The organism is Acinetobacter sp. RW6 (genome assembly GCF_041956835.1).
Lineage (GTDB): Bacteria > Pseudomonadota > Gammaproteobacteria > Pseudomonadales > Moraxellaceae > Acinetobacter > Acinetobacter calcoaceticus.
In genome coordinates, this window is the sequence record NZ_CP167121.1 from 705,054 (window position 1) to 721,539 (window position 16,486).

At 40.9% G+C, this 16,486-nt stretch carries 13 protein-coding genes, 1 tRNA gene and 1 pseudogene; 3 read left to right on the forward strand and 12 right to left on the reverse strand.

Annotated features, from left to right (window positions below; translation table 11 throughout):
- Positions 1-11: 11 nt before the first annotated feature.
- The 8 genes from rodA to ACB088_RS03245 form a co-directional block, all read right to left on the reverse strand.
- On the reverse strand, positions 12-1,154 hold the full coding sequence (gene rodA, locus ACB088_RS03210) for a rod shape-determining protein RodA (protein ID WP_045430082.1): 1,143 nt from the start codon (positions 1,152-1,154) through the stop codon (positions 12-14).
- A gap of 127 nt (positions 1,155-1,281) precedes the next feature.
- Complete coding sequence (locus ACB088_RS03215) at positions 1,282-1,932, reverse strand: hypothetical protein (protein WP_133747034.1); 651 nt, start codon at positions 1,930-1,932, stop codon at positions 1,282-1,284.
- A gap of 23 nt (positions 1,933-1,955) precedes the next feature.
- Positions 1,956-2,768 (reverse strand): NADPH-dependent 7-cyano-7-deazaguanine reductase QueF, encoded by an 813-nt coding sequence (queF, locus tag ACB088_RS03220; protein WP_375037986.1) that lies wholly within the window; start codon positions 2,766-2,768, stop codon positions 1,956-1,958.
- The gene (locus ACB088_RS03225; RefSeq protein WP_016137528.1) at positions 2,765-3,538 is read right to left on the reverse strand and encodes an ABC transporter permease; all 774 of its coding nucleotides are present in this window, start codon (positions 3,536-3,538) and stop codon (positions 2,765-2,767) included. Before ACB088_RS03225 ends, queF begins: the two co-directional genes overlap by 4 nt.
- The gene (locus ACB088_RS03230; RefSeq protein ID WP_003650650.1) at positions 3,535-4,470 is read right to left on the reverse strand and encodes an ABC transporter ATP-binding protein; all 936 of its coding nucleotides are present in this window, start codon (positions 4,468-4,470) and stop codon (positions 3,535-3,537) included. Before ACB088_RS03230 ends, ACB088_RS03225 begins: the two co-directional genes overlap by 4 nt.
- A 116-nt stretch (positions 4,471-4,586) precedes the next feature.
- A tRNA-Arg gene (locus ACB088_RS03235) sits at positions 4,587-4,663 on the reverse strand.
- A 101-nt stretch (positions 4,664-4,764) separates the two neighbouring features.
- On the reverse strand, positions 4,765-5,397 hold the full coding sequence (locus ACB088_RS03240; RefSeq protein ID WP_375037987.1) for a hypothetical protein: 633 nt from the start codon (positions 5,395-5,397) through the stop codon (positions 4,765-4,767).
- A gap of 147 nt (positions 5,398-5,544) precedes the next feature.
- Positions 5,545-6,231 carry a 3'-5' exonuclease gene (locus ACB088_RS03245; protein ID WP_375037988.1) on the reverse strand — a complete coding sequence of 229 codons (687 nt, stop codon included), beginning with the start codon at positions 6,229-6,231 and terminating at the stop codon, positions 5,545-5,547.
- Between the two features lie 252 nt (positions 6,232-6,483).
- On the opposite strand from ACB088_RS03245, the gene ACB088_RS03250 reads away from it, so the two are divergent.
- Entirely contained in the window at positions 6,484-7,713 is a 1,230-nt protein-coding gene (locus tag ACB088_RS03250) for an alpha/beta fold hydrolase (RefSeq protein WP_375037989.1), read from the forward strand.
- A 92-nt stretch (positions 7,714-7,805) separates the two neighbouring features.
- Here ACB088_RS03250 and ACB088_RS03255 read toward each other — a convergent pair.
- A pseudogene (locus tag ACB088_RS03255) lies at positions 7,806-7,898 on the reverse strand (hypothetical protein); the annotation flags it as partial.
- Positions 7,899-7,957: 59 nt separating this feature from the next.
- Here ACB088_RS03255 and glyA point away from each other — a divergent pair.
- Positions 7,958-9,211: a serine hydroxymethyltransferase gene (gene glyA / locus ACB088_RS03260; RefSeq protein ID WP_003650657.1), complete on the forward strand. Its 1,254-nt coding sequence runs from the start codon at positions 7,958-7,960 to the stop codon at positions 9,209-9,211.
- A gap of 64 nt (positions 9,212-9,275) precedes the next feature.
- On the opposite strand, the gene ACB088_RS03265 is transcribed toward glyA, so the two are convergent.
- From ACB088_RS03265 to adeF, 3 genes are read right to left on the reverse strand one after another with little or no spacing between them, the layout of a single operon-like run.
- Positions 9,276-10,751, reverse strand: a complete 1,476-nt coding sequence (locus ACB088_RS03265) for an efflux transporter outer membrane subunit (protein WP_375037990.1) — start codon at positions 10,749-10,751, stop codon at positions 9,276-9,278.
- A gap of 12 nt (positions 10,752-10,763) precedes the next feature.
- Complete coding sequence (gene adeG / locus ACB088_RS03270; RefSeq protein WP_375037991.1) at positions 10,764-13,943, reverse strand: multidrug efflux RND transporter permease subunit AdeG; 3,180 nt, start codon at positions 13,941-13,943, stop codon at positions 10,764-10,766.
- Positions 13,944-13,949: 6 nt separating this feature from the next.
- Positions 13,950-15,170: a multidrug efflux RND transporter periplasmic adaptor subunit AdeF gene (gene adeF / locus ACB088_RS03275; RefSeq protein ID WP_375037992.1), complete on the reverse strand. Its 1,221-nt coding sequence runs from the start codon at positions 15,168-15,170 to the stop codon at positions 13,950-13,952.
- 197 nt (positions 15,171-15,367) lie between these two features.
- Between adeF and ACB088_RS03280 the strand changes: the two genes are divergently transcribed.
- The gene (locus ACB088_RS03280) at positions 15,368-16,396 is read left to right on the forward strand and encodes a LysR family transcriptional regulator (protein ID WP_375037993.1); all 1,029 of its coding nucleotides are present in this window, start codon (positions 15,368-15,370) and stop codon (positions 16,394-16,396) included.
- Positions 16,397-16,486 lie beyond the last annotated feature (90 nt).

Consider the following 16,486-nt stretch of genomic DNA (forward strand, 5'->3'; position numbering starts at 1 on the left):
AAAATTCCAGATTATCGATGTGTATGAATGGACATGACTAAACCAAAGGTGGCCATTAAAGTAATAATAGCTGTTCCGCCATAACTCATAAAAGGTAAAGGAACACCTACTACAGGTAAAATACCACTGACCATTCCCGCATTTACAAATACATACACAAAAAATGACAAACCAAAGGCGCCAGCAACTAAACGTCCATAGTTATGGAAGCTTTGTAAACCGATTTGGAATGTTCTAAAAATAATAGCAAAATAAAGAATAACTAAAATAAGTACACCGATGAGCCCAAATTCTTCGGAATACGCGGCAATAATAAAGTCGGTATGACCTTCGGGTAAAAAGTGCAAATGTGATTGAGTTCCTTCAAGAAATCCTTTGCCCGAAAAACCACCAGAACCAATCGCAGTTTTAGATTGAATAATATTCCAACCTGTACCGAGAGCATCCGCCTCTGGGTCAAGCAACGTTAAAACCCTTTGACGTTGATAGTCGTGTAAAAGAAATTCCCAAGCAATCGGAATGATGACCGCAGCGCACGCTCCTGCAGCACCGATCATACGCCATGATAGTCCACTTAAAAATAAAACAAATATGCCACTTGCTAGCACTAACACTGATGTCCCTAAATCGGGTTGTTCTGCAATTAGTAAAAAAGGAATACCAATTAACATTAAGGATAAAACAACTTGTGAAAAGCTAGGGGGAAGGGGTTTTCGTGCTAAAAACCATGCAACCATCATGGGCATGCCGATTTTCATGAACTCACTGGGTTGGACACTTCCGAAACCGGGAATATCAATCCAGCGCTGAGCACCCATTCGGACTTCGCCAAACACCATGACTGCCACAAGTGAAAATAAGCCAAACAAATAAAAATATGGTGAAAAAGCTTGATAGACCTTGGGCGGAATTTGGGCTAGACCAAACATAACTAAAAAGCCAATACCAAAACTCATGGCTTGTTTACTCACTAACCCCACATCCTGTGCAGAAGCACTATATAGTACGGTTAAACCTAATAAAGCATTTAAGAGCAGAAATAGGCATAACCAAGGGTCAACATGGAGCTGTTGCCACTTTGACGGTTGCATAGCGGTGCTAAGACCATCTCGAGGAGCTTGGCGTAAAAATTTATATTGTGGGCTAGGAGACATGCGGCGTTAACTAAGGTCAATCAGTGCTTGGCGCATGCTAACATAAACGTGGTGAATGGCAATGTATATCAATATTTTGCAATAAAAAAACCTAGCTCTCGCTAGGTTTCCGATAGTCTATTTTTTATTAGTTAAAGAATAAACCATCATGATATTCAGCCATCGCTTTAAGTTCAGTGCGATTTAAGCTTGGAATCAGTTTGTCGATTGCAATGTGAACAGCTTTTGTTACAGCTGCTGCACCAATATCTGCTGCTTTACGCTTGATCATACCGAGGTCTAATGTCTTGTTAAAATCAGACATGAAGTGTTTGATCATCGCATCGCCGAATTGTTTATATAATTCAGCTAAAGCAGCTTTATTAATGTCATTGCCTGCTTCAAGCTCAGTAAAGTTATGCTTAAGGTTAGTCACTAAACCTGCATCTAAATTTACGCCTATTTTATATTGGCCTTGTGGGTCTTTAAATAAGCTTTTTTCAGAAAACTCTACTGACTGTTTAACTACATCGTTAGGTGCTTTGCTTAGCAATTGCTTTAAAAGAACAGCAACAGTTGATTTGACATAGCCTGCTAGTTTTTCGGCAGTATCGCGCTTTTCACTTGCAGGAAAATGCTGAACTAACTGAATTAAGACATTATCAATAATTTCTTCATTGAGTTGTAAAGCAATCTTATCGCGAAGTGGATATAAAGGTTCACTAGAATTTTTATTCGCAATTCCAGTTTGTATATCGTTCAATAAGCCTTCAGAAGGGGTAAAACCAAAAAACGGCATGGTATATCCTCAAATTATTCGTTTTATTGTCGTGCCAATCGAATCGGTTTTGGCATCCATGAAAGATCCGATACTCGGCAAGGGTTAATATCAAGTCCGCCGCGACGAGTATAAGTTGCATAAACCATCAGCTTTTCAGGCTGTAGATTTTGCCAAATATCGGCAAAGATCTGTTCGACACACTGTTCGTGAAAGCCGTTATGCTGACGGTACGAGATAATATAAGCTAAAACACTACGATAACAAGGTTTTTTGCCTTTAAAACGAATAAAAACTGTACCCCAATCAGGTTGTCCCGTGACTGGGCAGTTACTTCTTAAAAGATGAGAATACAATTCAACTTCGACTTCTTCATCAGACTCATCTAGTTTTAAAAGAGTGGCATCAGGATGTTGTTCTAAACGCTCTGGAGTGAGGTCGTCAACACAAATACCTTGAGGCTTAGAAATCTCTAAATCATCTACTTGAACTAGGGTTAATTCAACTTTTGCACCAGCCGCCGCCGAGAGGTCTTTTTCAACAGTTTCAATAAATGATTGTTTAGACTCAAACTGAGTGAAGTTAAGACTATTGAAGTAAAGTTTTAATGACTTAGATTCAATCAAATTCGGTGAAGATGCAGGTAGCGTAATTCTGCCAATAGCAACTTGCGGAATACCATGAGCGTTTAACCATGAAATTTCAAAAACATGCCACCAATCTTTACCTTGTGTGATGCCTTCAATATGCGAGTAGGCTTCACGAGACTGAGCACGAGCAATTGGAAATAAAACATCAGGTTGATAGTTAGTTGGATATTGGGTTTCTTTCCCCAACAAAGACTGTTCGACACTCATTCACGCATTCCTGAACCACGAGCAAGTAAATAGTAAGCAATTCCGTAAAGTACAACACAGCATGATGTCACAATGATTAAAGAGAATGAAACATTCACATCGCTATGACCTAAAATACCGAAACGGAAAGCATTAACCATATAAACAATAGGGTTAATTAAAGAAAGTTTTTGCCAAAAAGGACCAAGGGAACTAATGGCATAAAACACACCACCTAAATAAGTTAAGGGTGTAAGAACAAAGGTTGGAATAATAGAAATATCATCAAATGATTTTGCATAGACTGCATTAATAAAACCACCTAATGAGAAAAGAACTGAAGTAATTAAGACTGTATATATAGTTACGAACCAGTTGTGTATGAAAAGGTCAGTAAAGAACATGCTCATTGCAGTCACAATTGTACCAACTAATACACCACGGCAAATACCACCGATCACATAGCCCCACAAAATAATATGTAGTGGCACAGGACTCATGATGAGCTCTTCAATGCTTTTTTGGAATTTTACGCTAAAGAAACTGGAAGACACGTTGGCATAACTATTAGTAATAACAGCCATCATAATTAAGCCAGGCACAATAAACTGCATATAGCTCACACCACCCATTTGTCCAATGCGTGAACCAACCAAATTACCAAAAATGACAAAGTACAAACTCATCGTAATTGCCGGTGGTAATAAGGTTTGTGGCCAAATGCGTAGAAAACGGCGTACTTCTTTACGAACTATGGTCCAGAGAGCAATTTGCAGTTGGCTAAAATTCATTTTGCCTCTCCTTCAAGATTTTTCTCGACCATTTTGACAAATAACTCTTCTAGACGGTTCGATTTATTACGCATACTGTGAACACGAATACCTTGAGATTCTAATAACTGGAATAGGTCATTCAATGTATGCGCTCTATCCATCGTGACTTCTAAAGTATTGCTATCAATTAAGTTGAACTTGACACCAATAATGTTTAACTGGAGCGGCCCAATCGGTTCGGCTAAATCGAAGATAAATGATTCTTCATTGAGCTGATTAAGGAAGCTCTTCATGCTGGTATCTTCTTTAATTACACCGCGATCAATAATCGCAATGCGACGACACAACATTTCTGCTTCTTCTAAATAGTGGGTCGTTAAAATAATAGAAGTACCGCTTTCGTTCATTTCGGTCAGAAAATCCCACATAGAACGGCGTAATTCAATATCTACACCCGCAGTAGGTTCATCTAGAATAAGAAGTTTAGGCTCATGCATCATGGCACGGGCAATCATCAGACGACGTTTCATACCGCCAGACAGCATACGTGCTTGTATATTACGTTTTTCCCACAAACCGAGTTTTTCTAAATAATGTTCAGCACGTTTTTCTGCAATCTTTTTATGGATACCGTAATAGCCAGCTTGAGTGACTAAAATATCGAATGTTTTTTCAAACTGCCCGAAGTTAAATTCTTGAGGAACGACGCCAAGCTGCTGTTTTGCCAGAGAAGGATGGGTATCGAGGTTGTGCCCAAAAATCTCAACTGTTCCTGAGGTTTTTTTTGTGAGGGAGCTGATAATACCAATGGTTGTTGATTTGCCGGCACCGTTTGGACCTAACAACGCATAAAATTCACCTTCAGGCACAGTGAGGTTAATACCTTTTAACGCCTGAAAACCATTACGATATGTTTTGGACAAATCTCTTAAAACCAAAGCATCAGTCATGAAATTCTCACATTATGAAAGAGGGGTATATTTTGAGCGATAATGATTAATAAACCAAGTAAAATAGTCGGAATTTTATAAAATTAAGATAAATTGAGAAATTATTATATAAAAGCTGGTGCGCCCGGCGGGGATCGAACCCACGACCCCAGGTTTCGGAAACCTGTACTCTATCCAACTGAGCTACGAGCGCATGTGTGGGGCACATCATAGGAAAAAAACACTTGCAGGTAAAGCACGAAATACGTGCCAAGTGATTTTAATGCTTAATTAAACAGCAAGTTGTTCAATATTTTATATGCTTTGTGAGAGAAGCTGAATTGAATAGTTAATTGTACGTAAAGCTCTTGCAAGTTCTTGAGGGGGAATGCTTGATTCTTGCAAACTTGTAATCCATTGCATTTGACATAGTTTAAGCTCTTGTATTGTTGTAGTTTTCTCTATTTTTTGAACAAGTGGTTTAGTCATTAGTCCGCAATAACTGCTAAGTGTTTTTATCATTAACTGTTGTATTTCTTCGAAAGAAAGAGCCTCAGAAGATATTACTGGTTGAAAATATGTAGTACTGGACTGATCTAAAGTTTTTTGCTCGGAAAGCTGGATTTCTCCAATAAGATGAGCGGAATGCGGTATAGAGCTATCAACACATTCTTTTTGATTTTCTTCTACTTTATTTATGGCTGATGTTTTTAGAATAATTTCTTCATTAGTAGATGTATCGGTAGAGGCAATTGGGGCAATAAGTTCTAAGTCGATAAGCTGTTGAATCAGCTCTGGAGAAGCAATACGTTTTTTAAATTCACCATTTAAGTTCTGAAAATCTTCATGGTCTATTAATAGTAACAAACGTCTTTGTTTTGCATTTAAAACAATATTGCGTTGTTGAAGCGCAACTCTTCCCAAATTGGTTCTATAAAAACCAGCCATTACTTTTCCCCAATATAAAAATAAATCAGACTGTTCAATCTTGTGAGTCGAACAGTACTGTTTTTAATAAAATATAAATGGGGTTAATAATAAAACTTAAAAATGACAATATGATGAATAATCTATAAATATCATTTGGTTAAAATCTTAAAAGGCACTTTCTAATGCTTTGCGAAGATAGACATCAAGCTCATCTTGGCGTAGTAGCCATTGAATATAGTCTTTAGGAAGTTCAGCAATTGCTGTGCCTTTATGCTTACCAAAGTTAACCGTTGTGGGGATACGTGCTTCTTCAGAAACTCGGTATAGCTCTTCAATATCTTGAATATTTAGATGATAGACAATATGCATCAAAATATTAGCAGTCAAAATAATATCTGCATCGGCACGGTGTGCACCTTTAAGCATTTCTCGGGCTTTACTGCTGCCTTGAGAAATCATATAGATCAGTGCTGAGATATTATGAGCCTCTGCATCTGCCCAAACTTTACGTGCCAAAGCCAAAGTACAAATCGGTTTAATATTCGATACATCCACACCGCAACGAGCAATCGCGGCAATATCGTAATCAATATTGTGGCCAATAATATAAGTTGTAGTCTCTGGTAATTTAAAGGTTTTATAGTGAGGCTGGTTTTCTAAATCTGTTTCTAATATGTGGTGTACTGCCATTGCAGCATAAGAGATAGGCGCACCCACTTGATATAACTGATCAAACAATTTGCTTTTATCTAAGGTGAGTTTTCCTTCCTTCAGTTCAATCGGGGCATACGCAATTTCAATAGGCAAACCATTTAGTGTATGAGTTTCTGTATCTAAAATAATGGCTTGCATATTTGGCCCTTTAAAAAATCACGAGTAGCTAGGAATGGTAACAGTTGGCTATCTACTTTAAAACACGAAGTAGGGCTAGAAAGTAGCTATAACGACAATTTCTATTAAAAAATGAGAGTATTTCAGAGATTCGTTTCATCAAATAGAACTTGCCAAAAATTAAGTTTAGGCGTAATTGTTTTTAAGGCATTAGAAAATGTTGATTAAAAAACTAAAGCAAAACAAAAATGGAATTTAAGGGAAGATATACCAATGAAAATGAAACTGTTCATGACGAGCGTTCTTAGCACGAGTTTATTTTTAGTCGCTTGTGGAGGAGGGGGTAGTGATGATAACTCAGCTATTGTCGATCCATCAGATACTCCAACCAATAATATTAAAAATCCAGTGGTTAAAGTTGATGCCTATACAAGTACCAATTTGGGAACAGTAGCTGCAGAAAGTAGCATTTTAACTTATAAAATGTTGGGCCAAAGTGGGCAAGAGGTGCAGGCAACCAGTTTGGTATTCACACCAAACACTCCACCACCAGCAGGCGGTTGGCCAATTGTAGTCTGGGCACATGGCACTACAGGTGTTGCAGATGCCTGTGCACCAAGTAAAGCAGCTTTAGCAGATAGTACAAAAGATTTAATTAGTAAGTTACTTGCAGCAGGTTATGTTGTCGTTGCACCTGACTATGAAGGTTTAGGCACACCAGGCATACATCCTTTTTTAAATGTTAAAAGTGAGGCTTTCTCAATTACGGATGCTGTAGTTACAACGCGTAACTATTTATTACAGCGTAATTTATTAACTTCAAAAAAATGGCTTACCGTCGGGCATTCACAAGGTGGGCATGCTGCGTTGGGCGCTGCACAATATGCGAGTCGTGCACAGTTAGACTATAAAGGTACGATAGCGGTAGCGCCAGCCTCTAATTTGGGAAGTATTCTTTTAAATGGGGAACTAGAAGCTGCAAGCGCATCAGTATATGAGAAAAAAGCAATCTATACGCAGCTTGATGCATATACAGCTCTAGTTGTAGCAGGAATTCGTAATACCCATCCAGATTTTGACTATCGTCAAGTATTTACTGAATCTATCTCAAGGATTGCACAAGAAGCTGAAGGTTTTTGCTATGAGCCCTTGGCAGCAAATTTTAACGCTACTATGCAAGTTTATATTGCCACCCATGGAGAAACATTGGATGGTTATATGCGTACACAACCTAACTTTATGGCTGTACCGTTAGTTAAAACCTTTTTAGAAAAAGATTCGCAGCCATTACAAGTAAAAGTAACTACCCCAATTATTATTTATCAGGGGCAAGCAGATACAACGGTTCCTAAATTAGCAACTGATCTATTGATATCTAATGCCACAGTAGTAGGTACTAAAATTAATAGTTATGTGACGGGTAACTGGGACCATAATACGGCGATGAGTAGTAATGTAGACAACATCGTTGGAAATGTTCAGACTTTGCTAGCCGCACAATAGAGTTATTGATATTTAAAGTATTTTTAACATTATTTTAATCTAGGGTTAACGATGAAAAAATTTAAAATATAAGCTTTAAACCAGCTTTTTTATTGATTTATAAACAATGGCTCATTTTTTATAAAACTTGAGCCATTTTTATTTAAAACTGAGCTAACTTGATTCTGTTTAATTATAAACTTCATGCTACAATATGTCGCAATCTTAGCACGGCTTAAAAGCCCTACTTATAGGACCCCCGCTAATGTTTGCCAATATTTCCATTTCTGAATTTGATCCAGAATTAGCTCAAGCAATTGCTTCTGAAGGTGAGCGTCAAGAAGCACATATCGAGTTAATTGCATCTGAAAACTATTGCTCTCCTGCTGTGATGGAAGCGCAAGGATCAAAACTTACGAACAAATATGCAGAAGGTTATCCAGGTAAACGCTATTATGGCGGTTGCGAATATGTGGATATCATTGAGCAAATGGCGATTGATCGTGCTAAAGAACTTTTTGGTGCAGATTACGCAAACGTTCAACCACACGCTGGTTCACAAGCTAACTCTGCTGTTTATCTAGCGCTTCTTAACCCAGGCGATACTGTTTTAGGTATGAGCTTGGCTCACGGTGGTCACTTGACTCACGGTGCAAAAGTAAGCTTCTCTGGTAAAACTTATAACGCGGTTCAGTATGGTCTAAACTCTGAAACTGGCGAGATCGATTATGAAGAAGTTGAGCGTTTAGCATTAGAGCACAAGCCACGTATGATCGTTGCTGGTTTCTCTGCTTATAGCCGTGTTGTAGATTGGCAACGTTTCCGTGACATCGCGGACAAAGTTGGCGCTTACCTTTTTGTTGATATGGCTCACGTTGCAGGTTTAGTTGCTGCGGGTGTATATCCAAACCCAGTTCAAATTGCTGACGTAACCACAACTACGACTCACAAAACACTTCGTGGTCCACGTTCTGGTTTAATCCTTGCGAAAGCGAATGAAGAAATCGAGAAAAAACTTCAATCAGCTGTATTCCCTGGTAACCAAGGTGGTCCATTGATGCATGCGATTGCTGCTAAAGCAATCTGCTTCAAAGAAGCAATGTCTGATGACTTCAAAGCTTACCAACAACAAGTTGTGAAAAATGCTCAAGCTATGGCTGAAGTATTAATCGCTCGTGGTTATGACGTTGTTTCTGGTGGTACTGACAACCACTTGTTCTTGTTATCTTTAATTAAACAAGACGTAACTGGTAAAGAAGCAGATGCTTGGTTAGGTGCTGCTCACATTACTGTTAACAAAAACTCAGTTCCAAATGATCCACGCTCTCCATTTGTGACTTCTGGTATCCGTATCGGTACTCCAGCGGTAACAACTCGTGGTTTCGGTGAAGCTGAAGTTCGTGAACTTGCTGGTTGGATCGCTGATGTGATTGACAGCAAAGGTGACGAAAAAGTTATTGCTGACGTAAAAGCGAAAGTTGAAACTGTTTGTGCAAAATTCCCTGTATATGCACAATAAGTTGTAGATATAAAAAAAAGCGCCGTATGGCGCTTTTTTTTATATCTAGTTAATTATGTAAGAATTAACTTTTAGTTTTTACCGATGACTCTGCATCATGCCATCCACCACCTAATGCCCGAATTAAATCTACACTAGCCATCATTCTGCTGCCGTTAAGCTGGGCAGAAAGTTGCTCTTGTTGCAAAATAGTACGGTCAGAATCAATTACATCAAGATAGCTAATAGCACCTTCTCGATAACGTAGATGAGAAAGCTGATTTGCGTGACGAGAAGAAGAGAGTGCTTGGTTTTGAGCTTGTATTTGTTGATCGAGAATACGTTGATCGGACAAACCATTTTCAACTTCACGGAATGCATTTAGCACTGTTTGGCGATAATTCGCAACGCTTTCTTCATAAGCAGCTCGCGCTTGAGCAACTCCAGCTTTACGTTGCCCACCATCAAACAAGGGTAAAGATAAAATAGTGCCTGCGACTGGCCCAAGCAAGAATGTGTGGCTCGACCATTTACCTAAATCACCTAAAGTTGATGATTCATAACCGAGCGCACCTGTCAGATCTAGTTTTGGGAAGAAAGCAGCACGCGCAATTCCAATACGTGCGTTATCTGCTGCCATAGCACGTTCAGCAGCAGCAATGTCAGGCCGTCTTTCAAGCAAAGTTGAAGGTAGACCTGCTGGAAGGCGAATGCTGTTTGTTGCTAAGGGGTGAGCTGCTAGGTTGAAGTCAGCTGGCGTTTTTCCAAGTAAAACAGCAAGTGAATGCTCTGCAATTGCTCGGTTACGGGCAATGGTTAGTGCATTGGTTTGAGCTGTAGCCAGTTCGGTCTGTGCGCGAGAAACATCTAATTCACTGACTAATCCATTTCTAAAACGTGTTTGAACTAAGTCACGTGTCTCGCCAAGTAACTTAATAGTGCGATTATAAATTACTTGTTCAGCATCAAGCTGGCGAATTAGAAAATAGCCTTGTGCAACATCTGCTTGTAATGCTAAAAGTGCCGACTGGTATAACGCTTCTTGTTGCTGTACATCAGCTGTTGCTGCATTGACACTACTAGCAATACGACCAAATAAATCAAGCTCATATGAAACACTAGCTTGAGCACGCCATAAGGTTTGTGCAGATGTATGCGCATTATCATCTAAACCCAGTGAAGCGGGAGATGGTTTTTGGCGAGTTGGGCCAAAGCCAGCACCAATACTTGGTAAGCGTTCCGCTTGCGCTGCTGAACGTAATGCACGTGAAGCTTGAATATTGGCAGCAGCAGCTTTAATGTTTTGGTTACCAGCAATTGCTTGTTGCTCTAGTTCGTTTAACAGTGGGTCATTAAAAACACGCCACCATTCGCCACGTGATTGTGCATCGGCAGGTTGAGCAATTTTCCAGTTGCTATCTTCAAGTTTAGGGTCTGACTCTTTAAATTTAACAGGAACTATGACCTTTGCAGGTTGATATTCCGGAGCCAATGAGCAGCCTGCAAGGAGCAGGCTTCCCATGAGTGAGGACACTAACCATTTTTGTTTTGATGATGTCATCAAATGTCCTCCTTAGTGATCATGTGGGTTAGCTAATGGCGCTTCATGAACGGCTGCCGAATGCAGTTTATGTTTGCTGTTGAGTGTACGAATCAGGACATAAAAGGCTGGGGTGAGGAATAAACCAAACAACGTTACCCCGATCATGCCGAAGAACACTGCTATACCCATGGCATGACGCATTTCAGAACCTGCGCCTGTTGAGGTAACCAGTGGTACTACACCCATAATGAATGCAATTGATGTCATTAAAATTGGACGTAAACGCAGACGACTCGCTTCAACTGCGGCATTAAATGCAGTTGCACCTTGCATTTCAAGTTCCCTTGCAAATTCGACAATTAAAATGGCATTTTTACAGGCCAGCCCGACCAGTACCATCAGACCAATTTGCGTAAAGATGTTGTTATCTCCACCCGTAAGCCAAACACCTGTCAGAGCCGCTAAGATTCCCATTGGCACAATGAGAATTACAGCTAAAGGCAGAGTTAAGCTTTCGTATTGTGCTGCCAATACCAAGAACACGAGTAATACGCTAATTGGGAATACCCAGAGTCCTGCATTACCAGCCAAGATTTTTTGGTAGGTTAAATCAGTCCATTCAAACTTAATGCCGCGTGGTAAGGTTTGAGTAGCAATACGTTCAACAGCAGCTTCAGCTTGGCTAGATGAATAGCCCGGTGCAGGGCCGCCGTTAATGTCCGCTGAGGTATAGCCGTTATAACGAACCACCATTTCAGGACCATAAGTTTGAGTCACATTCACCAATGAAGATAAAGGCACCATTTGTCCGGCACTGTTGCGGGTTTTTAGTTGCAAGATATCTTCAGGGTTAGCACGGAAAGGAGCATCGGCCTGAGCACGAACCTGATAAACACGACCAAAGCGGTTAAAGTCGTTGACGTACTGAGAGCCTAAATAAATCTGCATAGTATTGAACACATCGGTTACAGCCACACCTTGCTGCTTGGCTTTTACACGGTCCAGATCTACGTTCAGTTGAGGTACATTAATTTGATAACTTGAGAACATTGGACCTAGTTCAGGGGCTGACTGAGCTGCTTTCATAAAGTTTTGTGCAGCATCATTCAAGGCTGAATAGCCCAAGGCACCTCGGTCTTCAAGTTGGAGTTTAAAGCCGCCCATGGTACCTAAACCCATCACTGGTGGAGGTGGGAAAACTGCAATATAGGCATCTTGGATTGCTGAATATTTCTGGTTTAAAGCACCTGCAATTGCATTGGCAGATAAGTCTTTGGCCTTACGTTCATCGAATGGCTTTAACGTTACAAAGACAATACCGGCGCTTGAGCTGTTGGTAAAACCGTTAATGGAGAGGCCAGGGAAGGCAACAGCACTTTCTACCCCGGGTTGTTTGAGCGCTGTATCACTCATTTTGCGGATAACCGCTTCGGTACGATCTAATGAAGCGCCATTTGGTAATTGAGCAAAGCTAATTAAATATTGTTTGTCTTGGGCAGGAACGAAGCCACCAGGAACAATATAAGAAATACCAACGGTTAAGCCGAGAAGTGCTGCATAGACACCCATTGCCGATGCTTTATGAGATATGACACGACTTACGCCTTTACCATAGTTGTCTGACGCACGTGTAAATACGCGGTTAAACAGCGCAAAGAAACGTCCAAATATGCGGTTCATAATGCGTGTTAATGCATCAGGTTTAGCATCATGTCCTTTCAGTAACATGGCTGCTAAAGCAGGAGAGAGCGTAAGGGAGTTAAATGCCGAAATGACAGTTGAAATGGCAATCGTCATGGCAAATTGTTTATAAAATTGCCCTGTTAAACCCGTCATAAAGGCAAGGGGTACGAAGACCGCAACGAGGGTTAAGGCAATCGCAATAATTGGACCGCTCACTTCTCGCATGGCACGATAAGTTGCATCTCTTGGGCTTAAACCTGCTTCAATATTCCTCTCGACATTTTCGACGACGACAATCGCGTCATCGACCACAATCCCGATGGCGAGTACCATCCCGAACAGTGAAAGCGCATTGATCGAGTAGCCAAACGCAAGCATAAGTGCAAATGTACCAATAATTGAAACTGGTACTGCAAGCAATGGAATAATCGACGCGCGCCATGTTTGTAAGAATAAAATAACAACCACAACAACCAGTGCAATTGCTTCAAGCAAGGTATGAACGACCGCCTTAATACTAGAGCGTACGAATTGAGTCGGGTCGTAAACAATGTCGTATTTAATTGAAGATGGGAAATCTTTTGAAAGCTCCTTCATTGTGCTACGCACTTGATCGGAAACTTGCAAAGCATTGGCACCTGGAGCTTGGAAAATTGGAATAGCAACAGCTTGTTTATTATCTAGCAATGAACGCAAGCCATATTGTGAGGCTGCAAGTTCAACACGTGCAACATCACCCAATCGGGTGACTGCGCCATCCGGTGCAGTTTTTAAAATAATGTCTGCAAATTCTTGCTCAGTGGTTAAACGACCTTGGGCATTCACTGAAAGTTGTACAGGAGAGTTGGTTGGTGACGCACCAATTGTACCTGCCGCAACCTGAATATTTTGTTCACGGATTGCATTCACAATTTCAGTGGCTGTGAGGTTACGTTGCGCTACTTTTTGTGGGTCTAACCACACCCGCATAGCGTAGTCACCAGAACCAAATAAACCTACTTCACCTACACCTTGTAAGCGTGCTAAACGATCTTTTACGTTCAGTACCGCGTAGTTACGTAAGTAAGTCATGTCGTAGCGGTTATCTGGTGAGGTCAGATGCACAACCATAGTTAAAGTGGGAGAACTTTTTAAGGTGGTGACACCTAAACGCTGTACATCTTCAGGTAGACGAGGCATTGCCTGAGACACACGGTTTTGAACCAATTGTTGAGCTTTATCTGGGTCAATACCGAGTTTGAAGTTCACTGTAATGGTTAAGTTACCGTCGCTGTTTGCTTGAGATTGCATATACAGCATGTCTTCTACGCCGTTGATTGATTCTTCAAGCGGAGAGGCAACAGTTTCAGCAATTACTTTCGGGTTTGCACCCGGATATTGAGCACGCACAACCACAGATGGCGGTACAACTTCGGGATATTCGGAAATCGGTAACTGAAATACGGAAAGTAGACCAGCAAGCAGAATCAAAACTGATAACACACCAGCAAAGATCGGCCGATCGATAAAAAATTTGGAAATATTCATATGCAATTAACCTTTTGCCGGAGTTGAAGTTTTTTCTGTTGGCTGAGGTTGGGGCGTGTTAGTACTTGCAATGATTTGTGCATTCGGCATAGGGACGAGGTGCGGTGTAACAGGGTCACCCGGACGAATGCGCTGTAAACCATTCACCACAATACGGTCGCCCGCTTGTAATCCGCTATTTACGATTTGCAAGCCATCTTGTTGCGCCCCGATTTTTATTTCACGGTAAGCGGTCTGGTTTTTAGCATCGACTACAACAACAAAACGCTTATCTTGATCGACTCCAATGGCTGTTGGGCTAATGAGAATGGCTGAACGTGGTTGGCCACCACCCAGACGGATCCGAGCATATAAACCCGGTAATAAAACTCCGTTTGGATTGTCGAAAGTTGCACGAACACGAATCGTGCCTGAGGTTGTGTCTAGGTTATTGTCGATTGAGTTGATGGTTCCCTCACGAGAAAAACCAGTTTCATTGGCAAGTCCCATATAGACAGGAACTTGTGCAGAATTACGCTGATTACTGATGTATTTCAGGTAAGTTTGTTCATCAACATCAAAAGATGCATAGAGACGGGATACTGACACTAAACTCGTTAAAACTTGTGCTCCGTTACCCGCAGAAACCACATTACCCACGGTCACTTCAGCACGCGAAATTCGACCGCTAACTGGTGCAGTAATACGGGTATATTCCAGATTTAAGCGTGCAGATTGAACGGCTGCTCTGGCTGCTTGTAGGTTGGCACTGGCTGAGCGTGCATCATTTTCTGCCAGATCAAGTTCTTGGCGTGATACAGCATTACTTTGAATTAGACGTTGAATACGGGAAAGATTGGTTGCTGTATAGGTGACTTGCGCTTCGGCTGAAGCAAGTTGTGCTTGTGCACGATTAAGTTCTGCTTCAAATGGACGAGGGTCAATTGTAAAAAGTAACTCGCCTTTTCTAACCAGACTCCCATCTTTAAAATGAACGGCAATGAGTTTGCCCGAAACTTGAGGCCGAATATCAACTTGATCAATAGCTTCTAAGCGACCGGAATATTCTTGCCAATCGGTAATAGTTTTGCTGATGACAGGAGAGACATCAACAGTAGCAGCTTGTTGGGCTTGGGTCGGTGCAGCTTTTGCATCGGCATTTTCATGTAGAAATATAAAACTGCCTCCTGTTGCTAAAAGGGCAACAAAGATGGCAGACAGTGCGAACTGTTTGCGGGAAAATGACATGAGGTGCTCCTACTTATTTGGATACCTGTTTTCAGACTTTTAATTATGGTCCGTATGGGAGAAACAGGGTTTGGGGGATGGACGGAGCATAAAAGTTTGTCAATCACGAATAAATATATTAAATTCGATAACACTATTCGTATTTTTATAACAATTGATGTATTTGAATTAAAAAATGCATTGATAGGAGTGTGCGTGTGGATCTATTTCATGCCATGAAAGTATTTAACAAAGTTGTCGAAACAAATAGTTTCAGTTTAGCGGCTGACAGTTTAGGCCTACCGCGTGCTTCTGTGACAACAACCATTCAGGGTTTAGAGAGACATTTACAAGTTCGCTTATTGAACCGAACCACTCGTAAACTCAGTTTGACACCCGATGGTGCGGTTTATTATGAACGTACTTCGCGAATTTTAGCCGATGTTGAAGATGTTGAATCGAATTTTCATGATTCGGAGCGTGGACCACGAGGCCGACTACGTATTGATGTTAAAGCCTCGATTGGGCGGCTGATCCTGATTCCGATGCTTTGTGACTTTCATGCCAAGTATCCCGATATTGATTTGGTGATTGGAATGAGTGATCGTCCGGTCGATTTGGTACAAGATGCGGTGGACTGTGTCATTCGTATTGGTCAGCTGAAAGATTCAAGTTTGGTTGCACGTCGTATCGGAACAATTCAGTGCGTGACGGTTGCTGCACCCCGTTATTTGGCTGAACATGGTGAACCCCAAACCATTGAAGATCTACAAAAACATCAGGTCGTGCATTACTTTAATAGTCGTACCGGACGTAATATTGACTGGGATTTTATGGTTGATGATGAGATTCATAGCGTTGGTGTGAAAGGGCGTGTTTCTGTTAACGATAGTGATTCATATGTGGGGCTTGCAGTTCAAGGTTTCGGTTTAATTCAGTGTCCGCGTTTCATGGTTGCCGACCATCTGGAGTCGGGAGCCTTGAAAGAGGTTCTTACAGAGTGGCGTCCAGCACCAATGCCAATTTCTGTTGTTTATTTACAAAATCGACATTTATCACCCAAAGTTCGTGTGTTTGTAGATTGGGTGGCTGAATTATTTGCGGGTTGTCATCTATTAAGTGGTTGCTCAATGTCATGGGATCAGAAATGTGAATTTGCCAGTGCCAAAGAACATAACCATGAATATACCATTCGGACATTGGTTGAAAATGAAAATATGGCAGAAGCCTATGCACTCAAAAATTAGCTTCATATTTTGAGTGATTTTTCAACAATTAATCACTTAATACAATCCACTGTTTAGTCATCTTCATAAATCCTTAATTTATGGTATAGA

Excerpts from the sequence above, each read along its gene's own strand:
- adeF (WP_375037992.1), bottom strand. The coding sequence starts at position 15,170 with ATGTCATTTTCCCGCAAACAGTTCGCACTGTCTGCCATCTTTGTTGCC.
- ACB088_RS03265 (WP_375037990.1), bottom strand. The coding sequence starts at position 10,751 with ATGACATCATCAAAACAAAAATGGTTAGTGTCCTCACTCATGGGAAGC.
- queF (WP_375037986.1), bottom strand. The coding sequence starts at position 2,768 with ATGAGTGTCGAACAGTCTTTGTTGGGGAAAGAAACCCAATATCCAACT.
- ACB088_RS03245 (WP_375037988.1), bottom strand. The coding sequence starts at position 6,231 with ATGCAAGCCATTATTTTAGATACAGAAACTCATACACTAAATGGTTTG.
- ACB088_RS03250 (WP_375037989.1), top strand. The coding sequence starts at position 6,484 with ATGAAAATGAAACTGTTCATGACGAGCGTTCTTAGCACGAGTTTATTT.
- glyA (WP_003650657.1), top strand. The coding sequence starts at position 7,958 with ATGTTTGCCAATATTTCCATTTCTGAATTTGATCCAGAATTAGCTCAA.
- ACB088_RS03240 (WP_375037987.1), bottom strand. The coding sequence starts at position 5,397 with ATGGCTGGTTTTTATAGAACCAATTTGGGAAGAGTTGCGCTTCAACAA.
- ACB088_RS03215 (WP_133747034.1), bottom strand. The coding sequence starts at position 1,932 with ATGCCGTTTTTTGGTTTTACCCCTTCTGAAGGCTTATTGAACGATATA.
- rodA (WP_045430082.1), bottom strand. The coding sequence starts at position 1,154 with ATGTCTCCTAGCCCACAATATAAATTTTTACGCCAAGCTCCTCGAGAT.
- adeG (WP_375037991.1), bottom strand. The coding sequence starts at position 13,943 with ATGAATATTTCCAAATTTTTTATCGATCGGCCGATCTTTGCTGGTGTG.
- ACB088_RS03230 (WP_003650650.1), bottom strand. The coding sequence starts at position 4,470 with ATGACTGATGCTTTGGTTTTAAGAGATTTGTCCAAAACATATCGTAAT.
- ACB088_RS03225 (WP_016137528.1), bottom strand. The coding sequence starts at position 3,538 with ATGAATTTTAGCCAACTGCAAATTGCTCTCTGGACCATAGTTCGTAAA.